At 40.3% G+C, this 19,477-nt stretch carries 18 protein-coding genes; 1 reads left to right on the top strand and 17 read right to left on the bottom strand.

Annotation, left to right across the window (positions count from 1 at the left end; all coding sequences use genetic code 11):
* Nucleotides 1–3 precede the first annotated feature (3 nt).
* The 15 genes from H7F25_RS06190 to H7F25_RS06120 all read right to left on the bottom strand — a co-directional run bounded on the left by H7F25_RS06190 (nt 4) and on the right by H7F25_RS06120 (nt 17,875).
* Complete coding sequence (locus H7F25_RS06190) at nt 4–693, bottom strand: DUF881 domain-containing protein (protein ID WP_024424255.1); 690 nt, start codon at nt 691–693, stop codon at nt 4–6.
* Nucleotides 690–1,469: a cell division protein FtsQ/DivIB gene (locus H7F25_RS06185; protein ID WP_024424256.1), complete on the bottom strand. Its 780-nt coding sequence runs from the start codon at nt 1,467–1,469 to the stop codon at nt 690–692. The genes H7F25_RS06190 and H7F25_RS06185 overlap by 4 nt, the downstream gene beginning before the upstream one ends.
* A gap of 125 nt (nt 1,470–1,594) precedes the next feature.
* Entirely contained in the window at nt 1,595–2,506 is a 912-nt protein-coding gene (gene murB, locus H7F25_RS06180) for a UDP-N-acetylmuramate dehydrogenase (protein WP_103132572.1), read from the bottom strand.
* A 31-nt stretch (nt 2,507–2,537) separates the two neighbouring features.
* The gene (gene murG, locus H7F25_RS06175; protein ID WP_185854382.1) at nt 2,538–3,632 is read right to left on the bottom strand and encodes an undecaprenyldiphospho-muramoylpentapeptide beta-N-acetylglucosaminyltransferase; all 1,095 of its coding nucleotides are present in this window, start codon (nt 3,630–3,632) and stop codon (nt 2,538–2,540) included.
* A 196-nt stretch (nt 3,633–3,828) separates the two neighbouring features.
* On the bottom strand, nt 3,829–4,929 hold the full coding sequence (gene spoVE / locus H7F25_RS06170; protein WP_024424259.1) for a stage V sporulation protein E: 1,101 nt from the start codon (nt 4,927–4,929) through the stop codon (nt 3,829–3,831).
* 59 nt (nt 4,930–4,988) lie between these two features.
* The gene (gene murD / locus H7F25_RS06165) at nt 4,989–6,335 is read right to left on the bottom strand and encodes a UDP-N-acetylmuramoyl-L-alanine--D-glutamate ligase (protein ID WP_370880880.1); all 1,347 of its coding nucleotides are present in this window, start codon (nt 6,333–6,335) and stop codon (nt 4,989–4,991) included.
* A 9-nt stretch (nt 6,336–6,344) separates the two neighbouring features.
* Entirely contained in the window at nt 6,345–7,319 is a 975-nt protein-coding gene (gene mraY / locus H7F25_RS06160; RefSeq protein WP_003211854.1) for a phospho-N-acetylmuramoyl-pentapeptide-transferase, read from the bottom strand.
* 135 nt (nt 7,320–7,454) lie between these two features.
* The gene (locus H7F25_RS06155; RefSeq protein WP_185854380.1) at nt 7,455–8,930 is read right to left on the bottom strand and encodes a UDP-N-acetylmuramoyl-L-alanyl-D-glutamate--2,6-diaminopimelate ligase; all 1,476 of its coding nucleotides are present in this window, start codon (nt 8,928–8,930) and stop codon (nt 7,455–7,457) included.
* A gap of 211 nt (nt 8,931–9,141) precedes the next feature.
* A complete protein-coding gene (locus H7F25_RS06150; protein ID WP_024424263.1) occupies nt 9,142–11,061 on the bottom strand; it encodes a stage V sporulation protein D in 1,920 nt (639 codons plus the stop codon).
* Nucleotides 11,062–11,188: 127 nt separating this feature from the next.
* Nucleotides 11,189–13,339, bottom strand: a complete 2,151-nt coding sequence (locus H7F25_RS06145) for a penicillin-binding protein (protein ID WP_208300729.1) — start codon at nt 13,337–13,339, stop codon at nt 11,189–11,191.
* A gap of 7 nt (nt 13,340–13,346) precedes the next feature.
* Complete coding sequence (gene ftsL / locus H7F25_RS06140; protein WP_024424265.1) at nt 13,347–13,694, bottom strand: cell division protein FtsL; 348 nt, start codon at nt 13,692–13,694, stop codon at nt 13,347–13,349.
* A 37-nt stretch (nt 13,695–13,731) separates the two neighbouring features.
* Entirely contained in the window at nt 13,732–14,664 is a 933-nt protein-coding gene (gene rsmH, locus H7F25_RS06135; protein WP_024426925.1) for a 16S rRNA (cytosine(1402)-N(4))-methyltransferase RsmH, read from the bottom strand.
* A 66-nt stretch (nt 14,665–14,730) separates the two neighbouring features.
* Nucleotides 14,731–15,162: a division/cell wall cluster transcriptional repressor MraZ gene (gene mraZ, locus H7F25_RS06130; protein ID WP_003211163.1), complete on the bottom strand. Its 432-nt coding sequence runs from the start codon at nt 15,160–15,162 to the stop codon at nt 14,731–14,733.
* Between the two features lie 128 nt (nt 15,163–15,290).
* A complete protein-coding gene (gene bshC, locus H7F25_RS06125) occupies nt 15,291–16,910 on the bottom strand; it encodes a bacillithiol biosynthesis cysteine-adding enzyme BshC (protein WP_185854379.1) in 1,620 nt (539 codons plus the stop codon).
* A gap of 65 nt (nt 16,911–16,975) precedes the next feature.
* Nucleotides 16,976–17,875, bottom strand: coding sequence for a 2-dehydropantoate 2-reductase (locus tag H7F25_RS06120; protein WP_185854378.1), 900 nt, complete (start codon nt 17,873–17,875; stop codon nt 16,976–16,978).
* 210 nt (nt 17,876–18,085) lie between these two features.
* Between H7F25_RS06120 and H7F25_RS06115 the strand changes: the two genes are divergently transcribed.
* Nucleotides 18,086–18,565, top strand: a complete 480-nt coding sequence (locus H7F25_RS06115; protein WP_007499784.1) for an N-acetyltransferase — start codon at nt 18,086–18,088, stop codon at nt 18,563–18,565.
* Nucleotides 18,566–18,610: 45 nt separating this feature from the next.
* On the opposite strand, the gene gerR is transcribed toward H7F25_RS06115, so the two are convergent.
* Together gerR and rpmF are read right to left on the bottom strand one after the other, a co-directional pair.
* Entirely contained in the window at nt 18,611–19,150 is a 540-nt protein-coding gene (gerR, locus tag H7F25_RS06110) for a sporulation-specific transcriptional regulator GerR (RefSeq protein WP_024426922.1), read from the bottom strand.
* Between the two features lie 138 nt (nt 19,151–19,288).
* A complete protein-coding gene (gene rpmF, locus H7F25_RS06105; RefSeq protein ID WP_008354700.1) occupies nt 19,289–19,462 on the bottom strand; it encodes a 50S ribosomal protein L32 in 174 nt (57 codons plus the stop codon).
* Between the last annotated feature and the right edge of the window lie 15 nt (nt 19,463–19,477).

Below are 19,477 nucleotides of genomic sequence, written 5' to 3'. Positions count from 1 at the left end.
CTTTTAATCTTTGTGTTTTAAAAGAGGATTCATACGAATATCCTTTTTTTCAATCGTCATCGAAATGTGATCACTTGTCAGCTGATCGACCACTCCTCCTGCAATATTTAATGCAGGTATTAACACAGCCGGATCACCAATAGCAGAAATAACAAATGGCGCTGGATGCTGAACACCGTCAACTGTGACAACTGGGCCGTTACAATGTATGTATGATTGGTGTGTAATTCTTTGTCCATTAATAGATACGGCAGAGGCCCCTGATATAAACAGTTCGTTTATCACATGAAAAATGTGGCTCTCATGAACAATGTAATTATTGACATTTTGTCCACTCGGGATATAAGATGCATCTTCAAGGGATACTTTTACCCCTTTTCCTTTTACACCGATCTCTCCTGTAAACATTCTGTATTTCTCAACATCTTCCAATACATTAAAATACTGCTCTTTTTCATTTTTCAAATTGGACTCAGTGGCTTGAACCTGTGATTGAAGACTGTATAATTCTTTTTCAAGTTTCTGATTCGCCTTTTCTTGCTTTGTCAGCTGACTTTTCAAGGAATATTCTTTTTTCCATTGCTCTGTTCGAATGACATCTGCCTGATGCTGCTTAGTATATTGGTATGAAAAAGAAATCAGAAAACCAAGAACAAGCATGACAATTGAGAATATAACTGTTTTGCCTCTCAACGTTCATCTTCCTTTTTCTTAGATTTAAACGCTTCAAAATACGTCGCGACTTCCATATGGATTGTGCCTTTTTCAGATGGCGAAAGTTCTTTTACAATGGCAGGATAGGTTTTCATTTTATCAGCGAATGTTTTAATTGATGCAATCACGGTGTTCCCGTCATTCATATAAAATTTAACGAGCCACTGGTTTGAGCTTGTTGGCACATAATATATTTCTGAGATGAGTTCCTGAATAGAGGCTGGCAGCTGATTTAAAGATCTAACCGTTTGCTTCAGCTTCTCTTTATTGTCCCAATCAACAAAAATAGGTCCTGCATGACTTGGTGTGACTTCTTCTGGTAATGCTGTCCCATTTTCAAGAAGCTCATAGTATAAATTTCCCTTTTGAAGATAGGCAATATTGGCATATTCCTTGACAGCAATACTAACCTTATTTGGAAAATGTTTTTTGATACTGACACTTTTAATCAGTTTGTTTTGCTTAATATGATCTGCTGTTAAATCTTTATTTAAATTCCAAAACTCTGTTTCGCCTTCTTTAATCTGGGAAAGTTTCACAAGCTGTTTTGTAGGGACATGCTCATTACCCGTAATAGTTAAAGAAGAAATTTTACTGATTGGTGTCTGCAAATAAATAATGATTAAAACCATGATAAAAAACAGTAGAATAAAAGAGATTAGTCTCCGATTCGCTTTCTGCTTCCTTTGTTCTTTAATTTTAGGAATTCGTTCTTCTATATTGACGATCTTTTCATTTTCATGATCAGGCCGCATATATATTCTTCACCCCATTCAAAGCTGCTTGTCCACACCTTTGGGTCATCTTTTGATGAGAAAACAAACGGCATTCTTTCATGCCGTTTGTTTTCCTGTGATGCCATCATTCATAAAACTTGCTTTTAATTTGCTTCACCGATAATTTCTACTTCTGTATGCATATCTACATTGTAGTCATCTTTAATTTTCTTTTGGATGTACTGGATTAAGTCCAGCACGTCTTGAGCAGTAGCCCCGCCAGCGTTCACAATAAAGTTGCCATGCATATCAGAGATTCTTGCTCCGCCAATTTGGTACCCTTTTAAATTCGCTTTTTCTACAAGCTGTCCTGCATATTCAGGCAGCGGATTTCGAAAAATACTTCCGGCACATGGTCGATTATAAGGCTGTGTTTCCTTGCGATAGTCTTTATTTTGCTGCATTTTCTTTGTGATTTTCTCGCGATCATCCTGTTTGAGCTTAAACACGGCCTCGAGAACAATGCCTGGTCGTTCCTTTTGAAGGACAGACGTTCTATAGCTAAAGTTCATCTGCTCATTTGTTAGCCACTCGATGCTTCCATCTTCAAATAAGATTCTCGCTTTCACAAGAATCTTACTGATATCAGATCCGTGCGCACCTGCGTTCATATAAACAGCGCCGCCAATAGACCCTGGAATACCAGCTGCAAATTCCAGCCCTGAAAGACCCTGCTTACTAAGAGACGTTGCAAGCCTTACAACAGAATAGCCGCCGCCAACTGTAATTTCTTCATCATTTACAGTTAAGTGATCAAGTCCAGCGCCTAACTTCAGGACGACGCCACGTATTCCTTTATCAAGTACGAGTAAATTTGACCCTCTTCCAATAACCGTCCAGTCCACGTGGTGTTTTTTTATCTGATCCATGATCGTTTTAACTGAATCGATATCTTTAGGAACGATCAATAGATCTGCCGGCCCGCCTATTTTCATTGTCGTATGATTTGCAAGCGGCTCATTTTCAAGCACTTTACCGACTTGCGCTTCTAATAATTCATTCTTCAAGTTCTCCATATTACCCTCCGCCTTACCTAATATCATTCCATCATATAATCGTAATTTCCTTTAATACATTATATAAACGTCCAGCCGCATCTGGTACTCCAAGTTCTTTTGTTAAACGGCTCATTTCGTTTAATTTTTCTTCATTACCAGCAATTTCATCAATGGCATGAAGGAGGCTGTCTCCAGAAAGCTCTGATTCTCTTAAAACGATTGCAGCGTCATGCTTTTCTAGTGATCTTGCATTGATTTCCTGGTGATTTGCCGTCACGTATGGGCTTGGAATAAAAATAGTTGGAATTCCAAGGGCTGTTACTTCAGCAATCGTTGTGGCACCGGCTCTTGCAACAATCACATCAATCGATTTCAAGTACTCCGGCATTTGATGCAAGAAAGGCTTTGTGATCATATTAGGTGCTGCACCTTTTTCCTTTAGTTCGTTCAGCACTTTTTCATAATGAACCTCACCCGTGATATATAAAAGCTGATAGTTCTTAGCCTTTAATGCATTTTGCATGTCAATAACTGCTCTATTAATCGGCGCAGCCCCCCGGCTCCCGCCAAAAATAAGAACCGTTTTTTTCGTTTCATCCAGTCCAAACTCCTTCAGAGATTTCCCCTCTTTTATAGAGACGACTTCAGAGGCTCTAGGGTTTCCCGTAAATACAACCTTTTCAGAAGGAAAATGTGCCTTTGCTTCTTCAAAGCAGATGGCTACCTTATCAACATATCTTGCTAGAAACTTATTTGTGATACCAGGCAGGCTGTTCTGTTCGTGAATAATGGTCGGGATTTTCAGCTTAGAAGCTGCATAAACGACAGGGCCGCACACATAACCACCTGTTCCAATGACCGCATCTGGCTTAAATTCTTTTAAGTAAGATTTGCTTTTTTGAACGCCTTTTAGAAATCTCATCACCGTTTTTACGTTATCAAAGGAAAGCTTTCTTTTAAAACCTGAAATTTCTATGGATTTGAAAGGGATATTTTCTCTTTCTACAATTTTCTTTTCAAGTCCATTTTCAGTACCAATATATAAAAATTCTACATCAGGATGCAGTCTTTTCACTTCTTTAATAAAAGCTAAGGCTGGATAAATATGTCCGCCTGTTCCGCCTCCACTGATTACTATACGCATTATACCATTTCCCCTCAATTTTTTTCTGCTCTGAACAAAGTATAAACCCTGTTTTAAACAACAGGGCTCCGTTAAAACCTGTAAAGAAGAGTCGAAAAACATGTTTCCAATACAAAATCTGTCATTTCTACTCTTCAAATCATTTTTTTGTACTTTTGCAAAATAAATGTCATCATGGTTTCATGAACTAGCAGCATTAATATCTAGCGTACCTGCTTACATTCAAAAGTACGCCAATTGCCATCAGCATTAATGTCAGTGATGAGCCGCCATAACTTAGGAATGGGAGCGTGATACCTGTCACAGGGATAAGTCCAGTAACAACTGCGATATTAATCATCACTTGAATGGCAACCATTGAAATAATACCAACTGCTAGGAAACTTCCATATAAGTCTGGTGCTCCAAGTGCTATTCGTATGCCTCTCCATAATAGAACACTAAAGAGCAGCAAAATGAGTGATCCTCCTATAAAGCCAAGCTCTTCAGACAATATTGCAAAGATGAAGTCTGTTTGAGGTTCAGGTAAATAAAAGAATTTTTGTCTACTTTGACCGAGACCCATTCCGAACAGACCGCCTGGACCAACAGCGTATAAGGATTGAATAATTTGAAACCCACTGCCTAGTGGATCTTCCCAAGGATTTAAGTACGATGTAATTCGTTTTATGCGGTAGGGCGCTGATAAGACTAGTGCAGCAAATCCGCTGAGCCCTAAAAGACCGAGAAATATAAAGTGAGCAATTCTCGCACCTGAAACAAATATCATAATAATACAGGTTCCAACCATTACCGTCCCTGTTCCCAAATCTGGCTGCAGCATGATGATGGCAAATGCAGAAAACACAATGCCTAATGCTGGTGCGAAACCTTTACGAAAGGATGTGATATTTTTTTGTTTTTCAGATAAGAATTTTGCAAGAAACGCAATCATCGCAAGCTTCATAAATTCAGAGGGCTGAATACTAAACGCACCGACACCGATCCAGCTTCTTGATCCATTTCTCTCCATACCGATACCAGGAATAAGTACAAGCAGCAAAAGGAGAAAACAAACAGCAATCAATATCTTTGACCAAGTCCGCCACGTCCAATAATCGACTCGCATAATGAAAAACATCGCGATAACTCCGATTCCGGCAAACAAAAGCTGTCTTTTTGCAAAATAAAACGAATCATCAAATTTATACGATGCCCACACAGCACTAGCGCTGTACACCATAATTAAACCAATCGTCAATAAAAGTAACGTAATGACAACAAGCAAAAAGTCCGGAGAAGTTTTCTTATTCGTCAAGAGACCGACACCCCAAGCATAATTTCATTTGGGCTGTCAGTCATACGAGAGACAAGCCCTTATTTAAGCATATGCACGGCGTTTACAAACATGTCTCCACGTTCTTCAAATGTTTTATGTTGATCCCAGCTTGCACAAGCCGGGGATAATAAAATCACGTCTTCTTCTTCAGAAATGTTAAACGCCGCAGGTACTGCTTGTTCAACATTATCGACATGTTTTACGTGATGTATTCCCAGTTCTTCACCAAGCTTCACAAACTTAGGTGCCGTCTCACCAAATGTGATAATTCCTTTTACATTTTTCATAAAAGGTTTCAATTCATCAAATTCATTGCCGCGATCAAGCCCGCCAGCTAGTAAAATGGTCGGCTGATTAAAAGCTGACAATGCTTTACTTGTTGCCAGTATATTGGTAGCTTTACTATCGTTATAGAATTTTCTGCTTTGAATTGTATCTACAAACTGCAGACGATGCTTCACTCCACTAAATGTCGTGAGAACGTGTGTGATTGCTTCATTTGAACAGCCTGCATTTTTCACAACACAAATAGCCGCCAAAATATTTTCTTGGTTATGCTCACCAGGAAGAACAACATCCTTTAAATCGATGATATGTTCATTCATGTAGTAGATCGCACCATTTTTAATATACGCACCATGTTCTACTTGCTCTTTCACTGAGAAAAACACTTTTTTTGCTTTTGAAGCTTCAGCCAGTTTTACGACTGATGGATCATCGAGGTTAATAACAGCTATGTCATCTTCAAGTTGATGTGCGTATATTTTCTGCTTTGCTTTTTCATATTCATCACGAGTGTGGTGATAGTCTAAATGTGCATCAAAAATATTTAATATTAAGCTGATTTTAGGTCTGAAATCAACTGTTCCCATTAACTGAAAAGAAGAGAGTTCAGTTACGATCCACTCATCGCCAGCTGCCTTTGCAGCGACTTCGCTGGCAACTGTGCCAATATTACCTGCTACTAAAGTTTTTTGACTGTCTTGTTTCAACATTTCATAAATCAAAGTCGTGGTAGTGGTTTTTCCATTTGAACCAGTAATCCCAATAAAAGGAGCTGAGGTTAAATGATAAGCTAATTCTATTTCCGTCCAAACTGGAATTCGTCGGCGAAGCGCTTCTTGAACCATCACATTTTCATATGGAATTCCTGGATTTTTAATTAAAATCGTAATTTCTTTATCATCGAACATACGAAGAGGATGGCTGCCGCAAACGACATCAATCCCCTTTTCAGAAAGAAGCTGAGCAGGTTCATTTTCTTCAAACGGCTTTTGGTCATTTACTATGACATTTACTCCATGCTCATGAAGAATTGAAGCTGCCGCATATCCGCTTTTTGCAAGACCTAATACTAATACATGTTCGTTTTTTAACATTTGCATCTTATTCAATTATAACCACACCTCGATGTAAATTCCTAAAACAGCAAGTAATAAACCAGCTGTCCAGAAGGTGACAACTACTCTCCACTCAGACCAGCCAACTAACTCATAGTGGTGGTGAAGCGGACTCATCTTAAAGATTCTTTTTCCAGTTGTTTTAAAGGAGATCACTTGAAGAATAACGGATAACGTTTCGACAACAAATACTCCTCCAATAATGACAAGTAAAATTTCAAGCTTTGTTAAAATCGCAATTGCTACAATCGCTCCGCCTAAAGCAAGCGACCCTGTATCACCCATAAATACTTTTGCAGGATGCGCGTTAAACACAAGAAACCCAAGAACGGCTCCAGCAACAGCTACTGAAAAGATCGCTACATCGTACTGTGATTGATTCCAAGCCAATATAGCAAAGGCTCCAAAGGCAATAGCCGCGGTTCCAGATAATAGACCATCCAGTCCATCCGTTAAGTTCACGGCATTAGAACCTCCGACAAGCATGAAAACGACAAGGATAAAGTAAGCCCATCCTAAATCGAAGCTCACATCTGTTCCTGGAATGCGAATCGTCGTTGCAAACTGATAATAATGGAAGACTGCATAAAAAATCACTGCGATCACAATTTGACCAATTAATTTCTGTTTCGATGTTAAACCTAGGTTTCGTTTCATCGCTACTTTAATATAATCATCTAAAAACCCTAATAGACCGTAGCCAAGCGTGACAAATAACAATAAAAACATTTCTGGACTAATCTCAGAAAATTTGTTGATCATCACAATCGTTGTAATGGTAATAGAAAAGATAATCATAATTCCGCCCATTGTCGGAGTACCTGATTTCTTTTGGTGAGACTGTGGTCCTTCTTCTCTAATACTTTGACCAAATTTAAGCCTTCTTAAAAACGGAATAAAAATCGGGGATAAAAGAACACTGATTAAAAATCCCATTATGATTGTAAACAATATCACCTGTTCAAGCATCGTTCTTTACTCCTTCCGAATTTCCAAAGCCGTTTTCCATCAGAAAATCACATTCATTATTAAGGTATTCATTCGCGTTCTTCGTATGTTGTTTTTGTACAAAATGCTTCATTTCATTACACTCTTTTCATCATTTTAAGATTTGTTTAGATCTAAAATAGCGTCCATAGCAACCTTTGCATCATCAAAATCGTAAACTTGATCGCCGACGATTTGATATGTCTCATGACCTTTACCCGCTATTAAGACTGTATCGCCTTTTTTCGCATTGGCAATTGCAAAAAAGATGGCTTGTTTGCGATTCACAAAACTATGATAATATGCGTCTGGCACCCCATTTTCCATATCCTTCAAAATAACTGAAGGATCTTCGCTTCTTGGGTTGTCTGATGTAAATACAGGTTCATCTGCATACTTCACAGCGATTTGGGCCATTTGAGGACGCTTTGTTTTATCACGATCGCCGCCGCAGCCTATCACACAGAAAATTTTGCCCTCTGTTAATTCTCTACACGTTGTCAGGACATTTTCTAAGCTGTCAGGTGTATGGGCGTAATCGACGATAACAGGGAAATCTTGATCACAGTTCACAAGTTCAAATCGGCCTTTGACTCCCTCCAGCTCTTCAATAGCACTTACAATCGTTTCAAATGTTAAGCCAGATACGATCCCTACTGATACAGCTGCTAGGATGTTGTACACATTAAACTTACCGATGAGGGCAACTGTCACATTTTTTGTGCCAATTGGAGTGATCAAATCAAATTGAGTTCCCTTCGGTTTGATTTGAATATTCTTTGCCATTACATCTGCTTTTTGCTCTAAGCCATATGTCATGACTTCAGCAGCTGTCACTTTTTCATAATAACTCGAAGCGTCATCATCTGCATTTAAAATCGCATGCTTCGGCTTATCGTGATGAAAGGCACTGCCAAGCTGTGAGAATAGCAAGCTTTTCGCATGTTTATATTCTTCCATTGTATTGTGGTAATCAAGATGATCCTGAGAAAGGTTTGTGAAAACGGCAATATCATAATCACATCCATGTACCCTGCCAAGATGCAGTGCATGTGATGATACTTCCATAATGGCTGTGTCTACATCTTGGTCAAGCATCTGTTTAAAAGTTTTCTGAAGTGTGACACTTTCAGGTGTGGTGTTTTTCACATCGAGAATGTCGTCATTCACCTTCATATACATCGTACCGATTAAGCCTGTTTTCTTTTCGGCTTTTCTCATCATTTGTTCAATCATGTGTGTTGTGGAAGTTTTTCCGTTTGTGCCTGTGATCCCGATGAGATTCAGCTTATGAGTTGGCTGTTCGTAAAACGCATCAGCTATTCTTGCAAGAGCTCTTTGAGAGTGTTTCACAATAATGACTGGTACATCTGTTATGTTAAGAGGGTGTTCTGCTACAATCGCTGCAGCCCCGCTTTTCACCGCTTTTTCAGCATAATCGTGTCCATCTACTGTATAGCCTTTTATACAGACAAAAAGGCTTCCTTTTTTCACCTCTCTAGAATCCATTTCGATGGAAGTGATATCAGGATTTTCGTTTATTAATTCGTTGTTTTCACTTTTAAAGTATGTAAGGAGTTCTTGTAATTTCATTTCATATCAAACCTCTCAAATTCGTTCACGTGCATGTCTTGCGAAAAAAACACACAGTCTATATTTTATCGTAAAAAAAAGGATACATCCAGCGTATTCCTTAAGTTTCTCTTGGAAAAAACACACTTTAGGCTCTTTTTTTCAAACAGAACTTCTCTTTCAACAAAAAGAGGCAGCCGAATGAGTGCGGCTACCCTCTGTTCATTCTTTATTATTCATCGTTTAAGTATAATCTGATGGTGGAGCCTTCTTTGACTTTTGTCCCGGCAGCAGGCGATTGCTTCACCACTTTACTGCCAGTTCCAGAAGCATCGATCTTAAGGTTAATCAGTAAGGATTCAAGGTCTGAAACAGATCCCCCTACAAGATTCGGTACTTCAATGGTTTTTGTGTCCAGCCACTGGTACTTCTTTTCAATTTGTCCTTTTCTTTTTTTCACACCCATCTCAGGCAGGCTGTCCCGCATAATATGACCCACAATTGGTGCAGCAACTGTCCCGCCAAATTGAATAGTGCCTTTCGGGTTATCTACAGCCACATATACAACGATACTCGGATCATCAGCAGGCGCAAACCCGATAAATGACACAATGTGGTTATTTTCCATGTACTTGCCGTCTTTTACCTTCTGTGCTGTCCCTGTTTTTCCGCCAACTCGATATCCTTCAACAAATGCATTTCGGCCAGTTCCTTGAGCGACTACACTTTCAAGCGCATATCTGATTTCTTTGGATGTTTCTGCTGAAATCACTTTCTTTTTGGCAATCGGTGATTGCTTTTTCACTACCTCTTTTGTGATTGGATCTATCCATTCTTTTGCGATGTACGGCGTGTAAAGTGTTCCGCCATTTACCGCAGCTGCTACGGCAGCTACTTGCTGTATCGGCGTAACAGATACACCTTGACCAAAGGCAGTTGTCGCCTGCTCTACAGGGCCAACCCGGTCCAGCGGGAACAAAATGCCTCGCCCTTCCCCTTGAAGATCGATTCCTGTTTTTTGACCAAATCCGAAATTTTTAATATAGGAAAATAATTTATCCTTTCCTAGACGGTCGCCTAGTTCAACAAAACCGGGGTTACAGGAGTTTTGAACCACTTCTAAAAATGACTGTGATCCGTGGCCGCCTTTTTTCCAGCACCTAAGTCTTGCACCATCAACTGTCACAGAACCGCTGTCAAAAAAATGATCTCGTTTTAAATTGACTTTTTTCTCTTCTAGTGCTGCTGCAAGCGTAATAATTTTAAACGTCGAACCTGGCTCATATGTGCTCCACACCGGTAGATTTCGGTTAAACACTTTCGAGTCAACTGATTGATAATCCGCTGGATCAAAATCCGGTCTGCTCGACATCCCAAGCACTTCACCGTTCTTCGGGTTCATCGCAATTGCAATCATCCCATCTGGGTTATATTTTGCCTGCGCATTGTCTAATTCCCGTTCTATAATGGTTTGCACCTTCGCATCGACAGTTAACTTCATATCAAGACCATCTTTAGGTGGTGTATAATCATCTGCTTCATCTGGCATTTTCTGCCCTTTTGCATCGGAATAGAACTTGACAGAGCCTTTTTCACCTTTTAGGTCATCATCATAATAGGCTTCCAGTCCAAGTAACCCTTGATTATCAATTCCAGCGAAGCCCAGCACATGAGAAAGAAAACTGCCAAACGGATAGTGTCTGATGCTGTCTTCCGCAACATAAACGCCATCTAAATCAAGCTCTCTGACTTCTTTTGCTTTTTCATGAGATACTTTTCTGCCTTCTGGAGAAATTCGTTCGATGGATGTTTTCTTTGTGACGTGCTTGTACGCTTTCTCTTCAGACATATTCAGTACTGCCGCCAGTTTTTTGCTTGTTTCTGCGGGATCTTTAATTTGCCGCGGGACGACCAATATAGATGGGGCACTTTTGTTCGTCGCAAGCTCTACCCCATTTCGGTCCAAAATATCTCCCCTTTCTGGTTCGAACGGGAGATTCCGGCTCCATGAATCTTTTGCTAAGCTTGTGAGCTTCTCGCCCATAATAAACTGTACATATCCTAATCTAGTATCTATGATGAAAAAAATGATCACCCCAAACAGCAGCACGAAAAGCAATCGTTTTCTCACTGTTACACTTGATACTCGCACGCCCGGTTCACTCCTTACATACATATGGCTTGTTTCCATCATATGCAGGCCCGTCCTTATGTAGAACGTCTCGTCTATCCCGCCGGCAAAAGAAAAAACCTAGCAAGTGGTTTGCTAGGTTTTGCAGTTAATTCGGGCTTTTAAATGTCACAGTGACGACTTTATCTGAAATCTCCGCTCCATTTTTCACACTTTGTTTGACAGCATATCCTTGTCCTTTTGTTTCGATATGCACACCGGAAATGGATGCATATTGAAGGACTTCCCGTCTCGACCAGCCTGTCATATCAGGCATTTTTATCGTTTTTCCTGCAGTTTTCAAGAAAACTTTCTGGCTTTCAGAGAATTCAGAGCCTGCACTTGGCCACTGTCGTTTAATGGAGAGACCGTCACCGATGACAACAGGCGTTAAGTTTTTGTTTTGGGCTTCTGTTTCCGCCTGCTTCACTTCTAAATCTAAGAATGAAGGCATTGTTTCTTGTTTCACTTTTTGTTCGCCTGATTTTTTATCGTCTGTTTTTGTTGGTGCAATATTTAAATATAGCAGACTATTTTTCATCACTGGGTTAAAGATTTGTGCAACTGGGGCAGAGCCAGTTTCTGTATCAGACAGCTGCGGCTGCTGTACAGCTACATAAACGAGCAGCTTCGGATCATCTTTTGGCGCCATTCCCATAAATGAAAAGACGTAATCGTTTCTTCCTTTGAGATAACCGCCGGCACCGCCAATTTGTCCTGTTCCTGTTTTCCCAGCAACATCAAATCCTTTGATTTGGTAAGGCTGGCCTGTTCCAATCTTCGAGGAAACCACCTCACCTAAAATGTCACGGACTTGCTTTGCTGTATCAGAGGAAATTGGTTTTCCAGCTACTGTTGGTTCGTGCTGTAAAATCGTTTTGTTTGTGTTCGGGTCTGTAATATGATCAATGACATATGGCTTCATCATCGTTCCGCCGTTTGCTATCGCTGTCGCTGCTTCGATTTGTTGAATCGGTGTAATGGCAGACGCTTGACCGTAAGCCGTCGATGCTTTGTCATATTCGTATCTGTAATTGATTTTACTAGACGCTTCGTTCGGTAAGTCAATACCTGTTTTGTCATAGAAATGGAACTTCTGCAAATATTGTTCGTAGCGCGTGAAGCCTAATTTTTCTTTTGCCAGCTTTGCAAAAGCTACGTTAGACGAACGGAGAACCCCTTCATGAAAGTCAATTTTTCCCCAGCCATTTCCATTGTTGTGATCTCTTACAAGGCCGCCTCCTACTTTATAAGTACCAGATTGATATTTATCATTGCCTTGATAGACCCCTTCTTGGATTGCCGCAGCAAGTGTAAAGATTTTCATCGTTGAACCTGGTTCAAACGCATATGAAATGACATCATTGTTATAATTCGTAATGTCTAATTCATTTAAATTAAAGCTTGGCCGCTGTCCCATCGCGAGCACCTTTCCCGTTTTTGGGTCAACGACTGTGGCAATGATTTTCTTCGGTTTATATTTTTTGGCAACCTGCGTCATACTTTCTTCAAGGAACGCTTGGATTTTTTGATCGATGGTCAGCGTGACATTTTTTCCATCCTTCGGAGCGACAATGTCTTCTTTACTATTTGGAAGAGCCCATCCGCTTCTGTCACTGTTATATGTCACATAGCCGTCTTTTTCTTTTAAAAATTTGTTCAGTGCCTTCTCAAGTCCCATCGCGCCTGACATGTCCTTCGTTGCCTCATCTAATCTTGCATAACCGATCAGATTCGACGCAAACATGCCGTTTGGATAATATCGCTTCGTGTCTTTTTCAAATGCGATCCCTGGAAGCTTTAGCTTTTCAATTTTTTCCTTTGTTGAAAAACTGATGTCTTTCCCAGCTTTACCAAACTCCACTTGGAACGCATCTTTTGTATTCAGACGCTTTAAAATTTCGCTTTCACTCATATCAATGACTTTTGACAGCTCTTTTGCTGTCTTTTCTTTGTCAACGACATGCATTGGGTGCTTTGGATCGACCGTCATTTTCTTGCTCATGATCGCAATGAGCTTATAGACAGACGTATCCTCGGCAATTACATTCCCATTTCGGTCTAAAATAGACCCTCTTTTCGCTTCAAGTGTTTTCTTCGATTGATATTGTTCATTTGCCTTTGCAGCTAACACTTGGCCATCGACCGTTCCTGTAATCTGAATATAAATAAAACGTGCAAGGATGATAAAGAAAAACAGGGCGAAGCAAATACTCGCAATTGCCGCGCCTCTGTTCATCATTTTATTCTTTTTAGGCATCGCCATCTTAATCGACCTTCTTAACATCTTTCGAAATGCTTAAGCCAGCTTTTTTCGCAGTATCAATGACTCTCTCCGGTTCACTCAGCAAGTCTTTTTCCTTTTGAAGCTCAGTGATCTTCTTCGATTCTAAAGATACTTGCTGCTCTAATTTCTGCACCTCGATATTGGCGTGATAGACAGCAAAGGCTTTAGAAATGATGAGAATGGAGCTGCACATAAGAGCCATGACAAACATGACAAGTAAGATTTTTTCACCAAGTGTGATAGAACCTCTTCTTTTAATAACAACCGATTGGCCTTGCTGCTCTGTTTGATATTGTTTTACTTCTCTTTGGTAAGCCAAATTACTCATAAGAAACCTCCTTTTTATCATCATCTATGGTGTCGTTTTACTTTTTTTCTGCAATTCGGAGCTTCGCTGAACGGGCACGGTTGTTATGTTCCAGCTCTTGTTCTGATGCAACGATTGGTTTTCTCGTGATCAGCTTCAGCTTTGGTTCAAGTCCTTCTGGAATCACTGGTAGTCCGTGCGGAAGTTCTGGAAGAGAAGACATTTCTTTAAATGTACTTTTACAAATCCGGTCTTCAAGTGAATGGAATGTAATGACAGAAATTCTCCCCTTCGGATTGAGTAACTCTATTGCTTGTTCTAGTGCTTCTTCAAAAACTTTTAATTCATCATTGACAGCAATTCGGATCGCTTGAAACACTCTTTTTGCTGGATGTCCGCCTGTTCGTCTTGCAGGTGCGGGAATTCCTTCTTTGATAATGTCGACAAGCTCACCTGTTGTTTCAATTGGCGCTTTTTTTCTAGCTTCTTCAATTTTGCGTGCGATTTGCTTGCTGAATTTTTCTTCCCCATATTTGTAGAAAATCCGAACTAGATCTTCAAATGGCCATTCATTCACCACTTGTTTTGCCGACAATGCGGCTGTTTGATCCATTCGCATGTCAAGAGGTGCATCATGGTGATAACTAAAGCCTCTCTCTGGTGTGTCGAGCTGAGGAGATGAAACCCCAAGGTCAAAAATCACACCGTCTACGCTTGTAATGCCTTGTTCATTCAGACGTTCTTTTAAATATCGGAAGTTGCTCTTTATGAAAAGAATGTTCGCTTTTGAATCCGCGAGCTTCTCTCGTGCATGATCCAGTGCAGCATCGTCTTGGTCAAATCCAATCAATGTACCTTTTTCTGATAGTTGAGATAGTAAATATGAGCTATGACCTGCTCCGCCCAGCGTGCAGTCTACATATGTACCGTCTTCTTTGACGTTTAAACCGTCAACTGTTTCTTTTAATAATACTGTCTCATGTTGAAACATGATGTTATGGTCCCACCTTTTTCAAATAGAAATGAATGTGTAGAAAGCTTGCTGCACAAGGGATTATTATATATCAAACCCAATCATGTTTTCAGCAATTTCAGCAAAAGAATCTTCTTGCTCTTCTGTATATTGTTCCCAGATCGACTTACTCCACAACTCAATTCGATTTGAAACGCCGATGACCACACATTCTTTTTCGAGTTTTGCATATTGGAGTAGGTTTGATGCGATGTTAATGCGCCCCTGCTTGTCCAGATCGCATTCAACTGCGCCGGAGAAGAAGAACCGGGTAAACGCACGTGCATCTTTTTTCGTTAGCGGCAGTGCTTTGAGTTTCTCTTCAATTAGTTTCCACTCACTCATAGGGTAGCCAAATAAACATTGATCAAGCCCTCTCGTCAGCACAAACTGTTCTCCGAGACCGTCTCTAAATTTAGCAGGGATGATCATGCGCCCTTTTGTATCAATCGTATGTTGGTATTCACCCATGAACATGATAATCAGAGCCCCACTTTCTCACCCTTACTCTCCACTATCCACCACTTCTCTCCACAAAACTTATTTTACACTGTTTCTACATAAAAAAAAACCCTGAACTAGTCAGGGTTCATTAAAACTTTATTTCAAAGTTTGACAATTTGCTGCTTGTTTTGAAATGAAAATGGCAGATTTTTGAACGTTTTGAAGAATTCTGGACCATATTTGTTTAAAAAGTACATGATATTCCAAATTCTTTCTTGCGGGGCATCTAATGGTTTTAAGCTGTTTTCAATCCGTTCAAAATCTCGAAGGATATATCCTTCCTTCTCTTCCACACGCTGCGCCACCTTTTGATAAACAAATTGAAGCTGATCTTCGATAAATTTGGCATTTTTATCTAGCAGCTGCTCGAAGTTTGGTTCAACCTTCAGTGCTTCTTGCCTCAATACACCATGAGCATTCGCTAATTCACGTTTCGCTTGATCAACGGCTTGAACAAAGCTGTCTGGAAGGCTTTGCTCAAAGTGAGCCTCTTTCTTTTCTTTTACTCCGTTTGTGAGCACTTCTTCTAGAGAAAGTTCTCTGACCGGCAGCTTCTTATCGATGTGCCTTTCAAGAATGGTCACGTGCAGTCTTGGAAGAACGGGTGCCATCTTTAATTCAAAATGCTCAAAGATTCCTTTCAGTTCTCCCCAATAGTTGACTTCACCGTGTCCTGCCATAAAAGCAAGTGTTGGGAGAAGGGTTTCCTGCATTAAGGGACGCGTCACCACATTGTTGCTGAACCGTTCTGGGTGCTCCTCAATTTCCTGCAAAAGCTCTTCTTTTGTCCACGTAAGCCCCACTTCTGATATAGAAAACTGGCCGTTTTCTTTTTCAATAAGGAAGCGCTCTTCATCATATTCGTAAAACAGGTTCGCCTGATTGTCACCAGCTTCAATGATCGGCTGATATCCCGCTCGTTTCATGGCAGCCTGCGTTTCATTCAAACGAGCTGTGACTGCATCATTTGTCTCGACAATGTGCTTGAATAACGTACGCTCAAGTGGTTTGACGCCTAAGTCTCCTGAATTAAATAGAAGCAGTCCATCTTCTTCAAAAAGGTCGCATACAATCCATTCAAAGAAATCAGTAAACGTTTGTGATTTGCGTAAACATCGAAGAAGCTGATCAAGCAAGTCATTAGTATACGCAGATTCTTCATACGTTGAAAACACATCGCGGAGCCATTTTTCTGTTTTTTCTTGATGCAGAGGTGTTCTTTTGGCCGCAGTTTTTTTGACGTTATGTAATGGCAGCTTTTGCTTGACTGGACCTTTTTCGCCGGATGTGTAGACAAAATTAATTTCATCTACGTCATGATCCTCACCTGCTACCCAAAAGACTGGAATCACAGGAACGCCAAGCGCTGATTCTTTTTCTTTTGCGAACTGAATAATGGATATGATTTTATGTATGGTATAAAGCGGTCCTGCCAGTAAGCCTGCCTGCTGTCCTCCAACCACCATGACACTCCGTTCATCACGGATCTTTTCAATGTTCTGACGCATCGCTGCCGATTCAAACTTTGCGTGGTATGCGCTCATATAATCCGCTAAAGCCTCGCGCGGGAAGCTCATTTCCATGAGATCGTCGTATCTTTTTTTCCATGTGTCTTCAGAATGTATATCATAATCAAAAAAAGCAGTCATCTCTTTTTTTTCTTCTATATAATCACGTATGAATAAATTCTGACTTCGGATGGAAAGTTCAGTCAATTGCATGTTTAGAACTTCCTTTCTTCAATAAATAGTTAGTTTCCCGAAAAAAGTATAGCATGTAAATGAGCTCACTCAAAAGATTTTGTTTGCTTTTTTTCCAATACTTCCAAGCTTCGATTAAAGAAAGTAAGATGTGGCGCCAGAATCTCTTGAGCTTGAGCCTTTTTTAAAAGATAGCCAACGATGGCTTTTCTTTCGGTTTCACGGCCTTTGACGATATCTTGAAGCATTGACGATTGATTGGCGGCCGTTTTTTTACAAATTGAAACGACGTGTGACCAGAGACGCTCTTCTTCAGCCAGACCTAGAATGGACAATGCTTCTTCAAATGCACATTTCATCATGTATTCATATGCAGGATTTGCGATCAATTCTCCATTTTTCACATGCAATAAAGCCGTGAGCGGGTTAATGCAAACATTAACTAGCAGTTTTTCTTCCAGCACTCTTTTCCATTCATCCGTATAAATCATCTGAAAATGGGCTGGCGTTTCATTCAAAGCATTTCTCACATCATCTGTATCCTCAGGATGAAAAGCTCCCCACTTTATGACACCGATCCCTGTATGGTTCACTGCATGGTCTGATACCTTCATGGCGCCGTGCTCTACGACACCTATATATATCGAATGCGACGTGTCCCATTTTTCTAAATCTAATAAGTGGGCCATTCCATTCTGTAAAAATAAGATTCGCTGACGAGGTAATGTCGATAGTTCATCAAGCACCTCTTGCAGATGGTGATATTTCACTGTCACAATCAGCAGATCAAATACTCCTGTAATCCCTGCCCTTGCCTCCGCAGACGCCCGGAATGTCTCTCCTTTTACCGTTCGCTTAATTCCTGATGTTCGAATCTCCTCTGCTTGTTCTTTTCTTCTTGTCAAAACAGTGATGTCATGATGCTGTGATAAATAACTGGCACAAAGCAGACCAATCGCACCGCCGCCAATGATTCCAATGTTCAACTGCCGCACTTCCCTTTTTCTGTTTACTTCATCATATCAACCATTTTAACAGTTTCAAGCCGCGATGCAAAAAGCAGATAGCGCGCCGCGATTGAATTTTTTTAATTTAAAAACTATAATAATAAGTGTAAAAACTTTTTAAGGCGGATGGGATGAAAACGCCTTCAATGACATCACTGTCGACATTATGTGTGTAAGGGGGAAGATCATATGACACAAGTAAAACGACTTCTAATCAATTACAAAACTTTAGAGGAATTTAAACAATTTAAGGAATATGGTATACAAGAACTATCCATGCTTGAAGACCTTGAAAGTAATATGATTGAAAATGACAGCAACTCTCCATTTTACGGGATTTATTTTGGAGATAAGCTGGTCGCACGTATGAGCCTTTATCAAGTGGACGGCTCGACGACAACGTACTTTGACCACAATCATGATTATTTAGAGCTGTGGAAGCTGGAAGTGCTTCCTGGGTATCAGCGTAAAGGGTATGGCGAGGCACTTGTTGATTTTGCCAAATCTTTCGGATTGCCAATCCGGACCAATCCACGCGTCAAATCCGCCGGTTTTTGGGATAAAATGGGCTTTGAAGCGGTCAAATATGATATGGAACGCGATAAAGGTGAAAATCCACTCATCTGGGAACCTGCCCATATTCAAAAAAATACAGGTGAATCTGCTTAATACTGATGGCAAAACGCCCCTCCTTTCTCTGTGAGGGGCGCTTTCTTATTTAGCATATTCTTTTAAGTTGATATTCTGTTTGACTCTTTCAACAATCCCAATGAGTGCCCGGTAATCTTCTTCTGTCATTTTTAATTGCCGCTTCAAGTGTTCATTTTCCTCCGTGAGCGACTTCAGTTGATGCTGCGTGTCCGCTAATTCTTCGCGTAAATCAGCAGAGCCAGCAGGTTCTTTTTCAAGCTGCTCTAAGAACTGAATCACTTCTCGCAAGGTCAATTCAGCCTGAACTGAAGTTGCCTTTTCTTCTATCGTTAACGTATTTTGTGGTAAACCCGAGGAATGAATTCCAATCTTCTTACGCAGTTCTTTCCGCTGTTTTTTCGCCAGCTCAATGCCTGCCTGATATTGTTTTCTGACGTATGAATTCCACCTGAATCCACATGCTGCAGCCGTTCTTGACAACGCTTTTCCGACTTCTTCAAATGCGGAAAGCTGCGTTCCTCCATCTCGAATGTGTCTTAAGACGACTTCTGCTAAAAGTAAATCTTCATCTTGCGTCCATGCGTCCTGCCTTGTAATCGTCAATTGATCATCCCCCCTGAATCTGAATACCACATCATATGCGCTTACTAGAGTAGATAGACTATTTGCAGGAGAGAAACCTAAAAAATAGACAAATAAAAAAACGCAAGGGAAAATTCCCTTACGCTTTTTTATCAAGCATTAGTTGCTTTTTACGTCTTTGCCTTTGTATGTTCCGCAAGATTTGCAGACACGATGAGAAATTTTCATTTCACCGCATTCTGGGCAAGCTACCATACCAGGTACTTGTAGTTTGAAATGCGTACGACGCAATCTTTTTTTCATTTTAGAAGTTCTTCTAAAAGGTACAGCCATTATTCCCACCTCCTT

This window comes from Bacillus sp. PAMC28571, from assembly GCF_014250435.1.
Taxonomy (GTDB): Bacteria; Bacillota; Bacilli; order Bacillales; family Bacillaceae; genus Bacillus; species Bacillus safensis.
The sequence above is the reverse complement of the archived record's forward strand: the minus strand, read 5'-3'. Positions and strand labels throughout refer to the sequence as shown.

Coding starts and splice junctions, on each gene's coding strand:
- H7F25_RS06185 (WP_024424256.1), bottom strand. CDS start 1,469: ATGCGGCCTGATCATGAAAATGAAAAGATCGTCAATATAGAAGAACGA.
- murB (WP_103132572.1), bottom strand. CDS start 2,506: ATGGAGAACTTGAAGAATGAATTATTAGAAGCGCAAGTCGGTAAAGTG.
- murG (WP_185854382.1), bottom strand. CDS start 3,632: ATGCGTATAGTAATCAGTGGAGGCGGAACAGGCGGACATATTTATCCA.
- murD (WP_370880880.1), bottom strand. CDS start 6,335: ATGCAAATGTTAAAAAACGAACATGTATTAGTATTAGGTCTTGCAAAA.
- mraY (WP_003211854.1), bottom strand. CDS start 7,319: ATGCTTGAACAGGTGATATTGTTTACAATCATAATGGGATTTTTAATC.
- H7F25_RS06155 (WP_185854380.1), bottom strand. CDS start 8,930: ATGAAATTACAAGAACTCCTTACATACTTTAAAAGTGAAAACAACGAA.
- H7F25_RS06145 (WP_208300729.1), bottom strand. CDS start 13,339: ATGCCTAAAAAGAATAAAATGATGAACAGAGGCGCGGCAATTGCGAGT.
- ftsL (WP_024424265.1), bottom strand. CDS start 13,694: ATGAGTAATTTGGCTTACCAAAGAGAAGTAAAACAATATCAAACAGAG.
- rsmH (WP_024426925.1), bottom strand. CDS start 14,664: ATGTTTCAACATGAGACAGTATTATTAAAAGAAACAGTTGACGGTTTA.
- mraZ (WP_003211163.1), bottom strand. CDS start 15,162: ATGTTCATGGGTGAATACCAACATACGATTGATACAAAAGGGCGCATG.
- bshC (WP_185854379.1), bottom strand. CDS start 16,910: ATGCAATTGACTGAACTTTCCATCCGAAGTCAGAATTTATTCATACGT.
- H7F25_RS06115 (WP_007499784.1), top strand. CDS start 18,086: ATGACACAAGTAAAACGACTTCTAATCAATTACAAAACTTTAGAGGAA.
- rpmF (WP_008354700.1), bottom strand. CDS start 19,462: ATGGCTGTACCTTTTAGAAGAACTTCTAAAATGAAAAAAAGATTGCGT.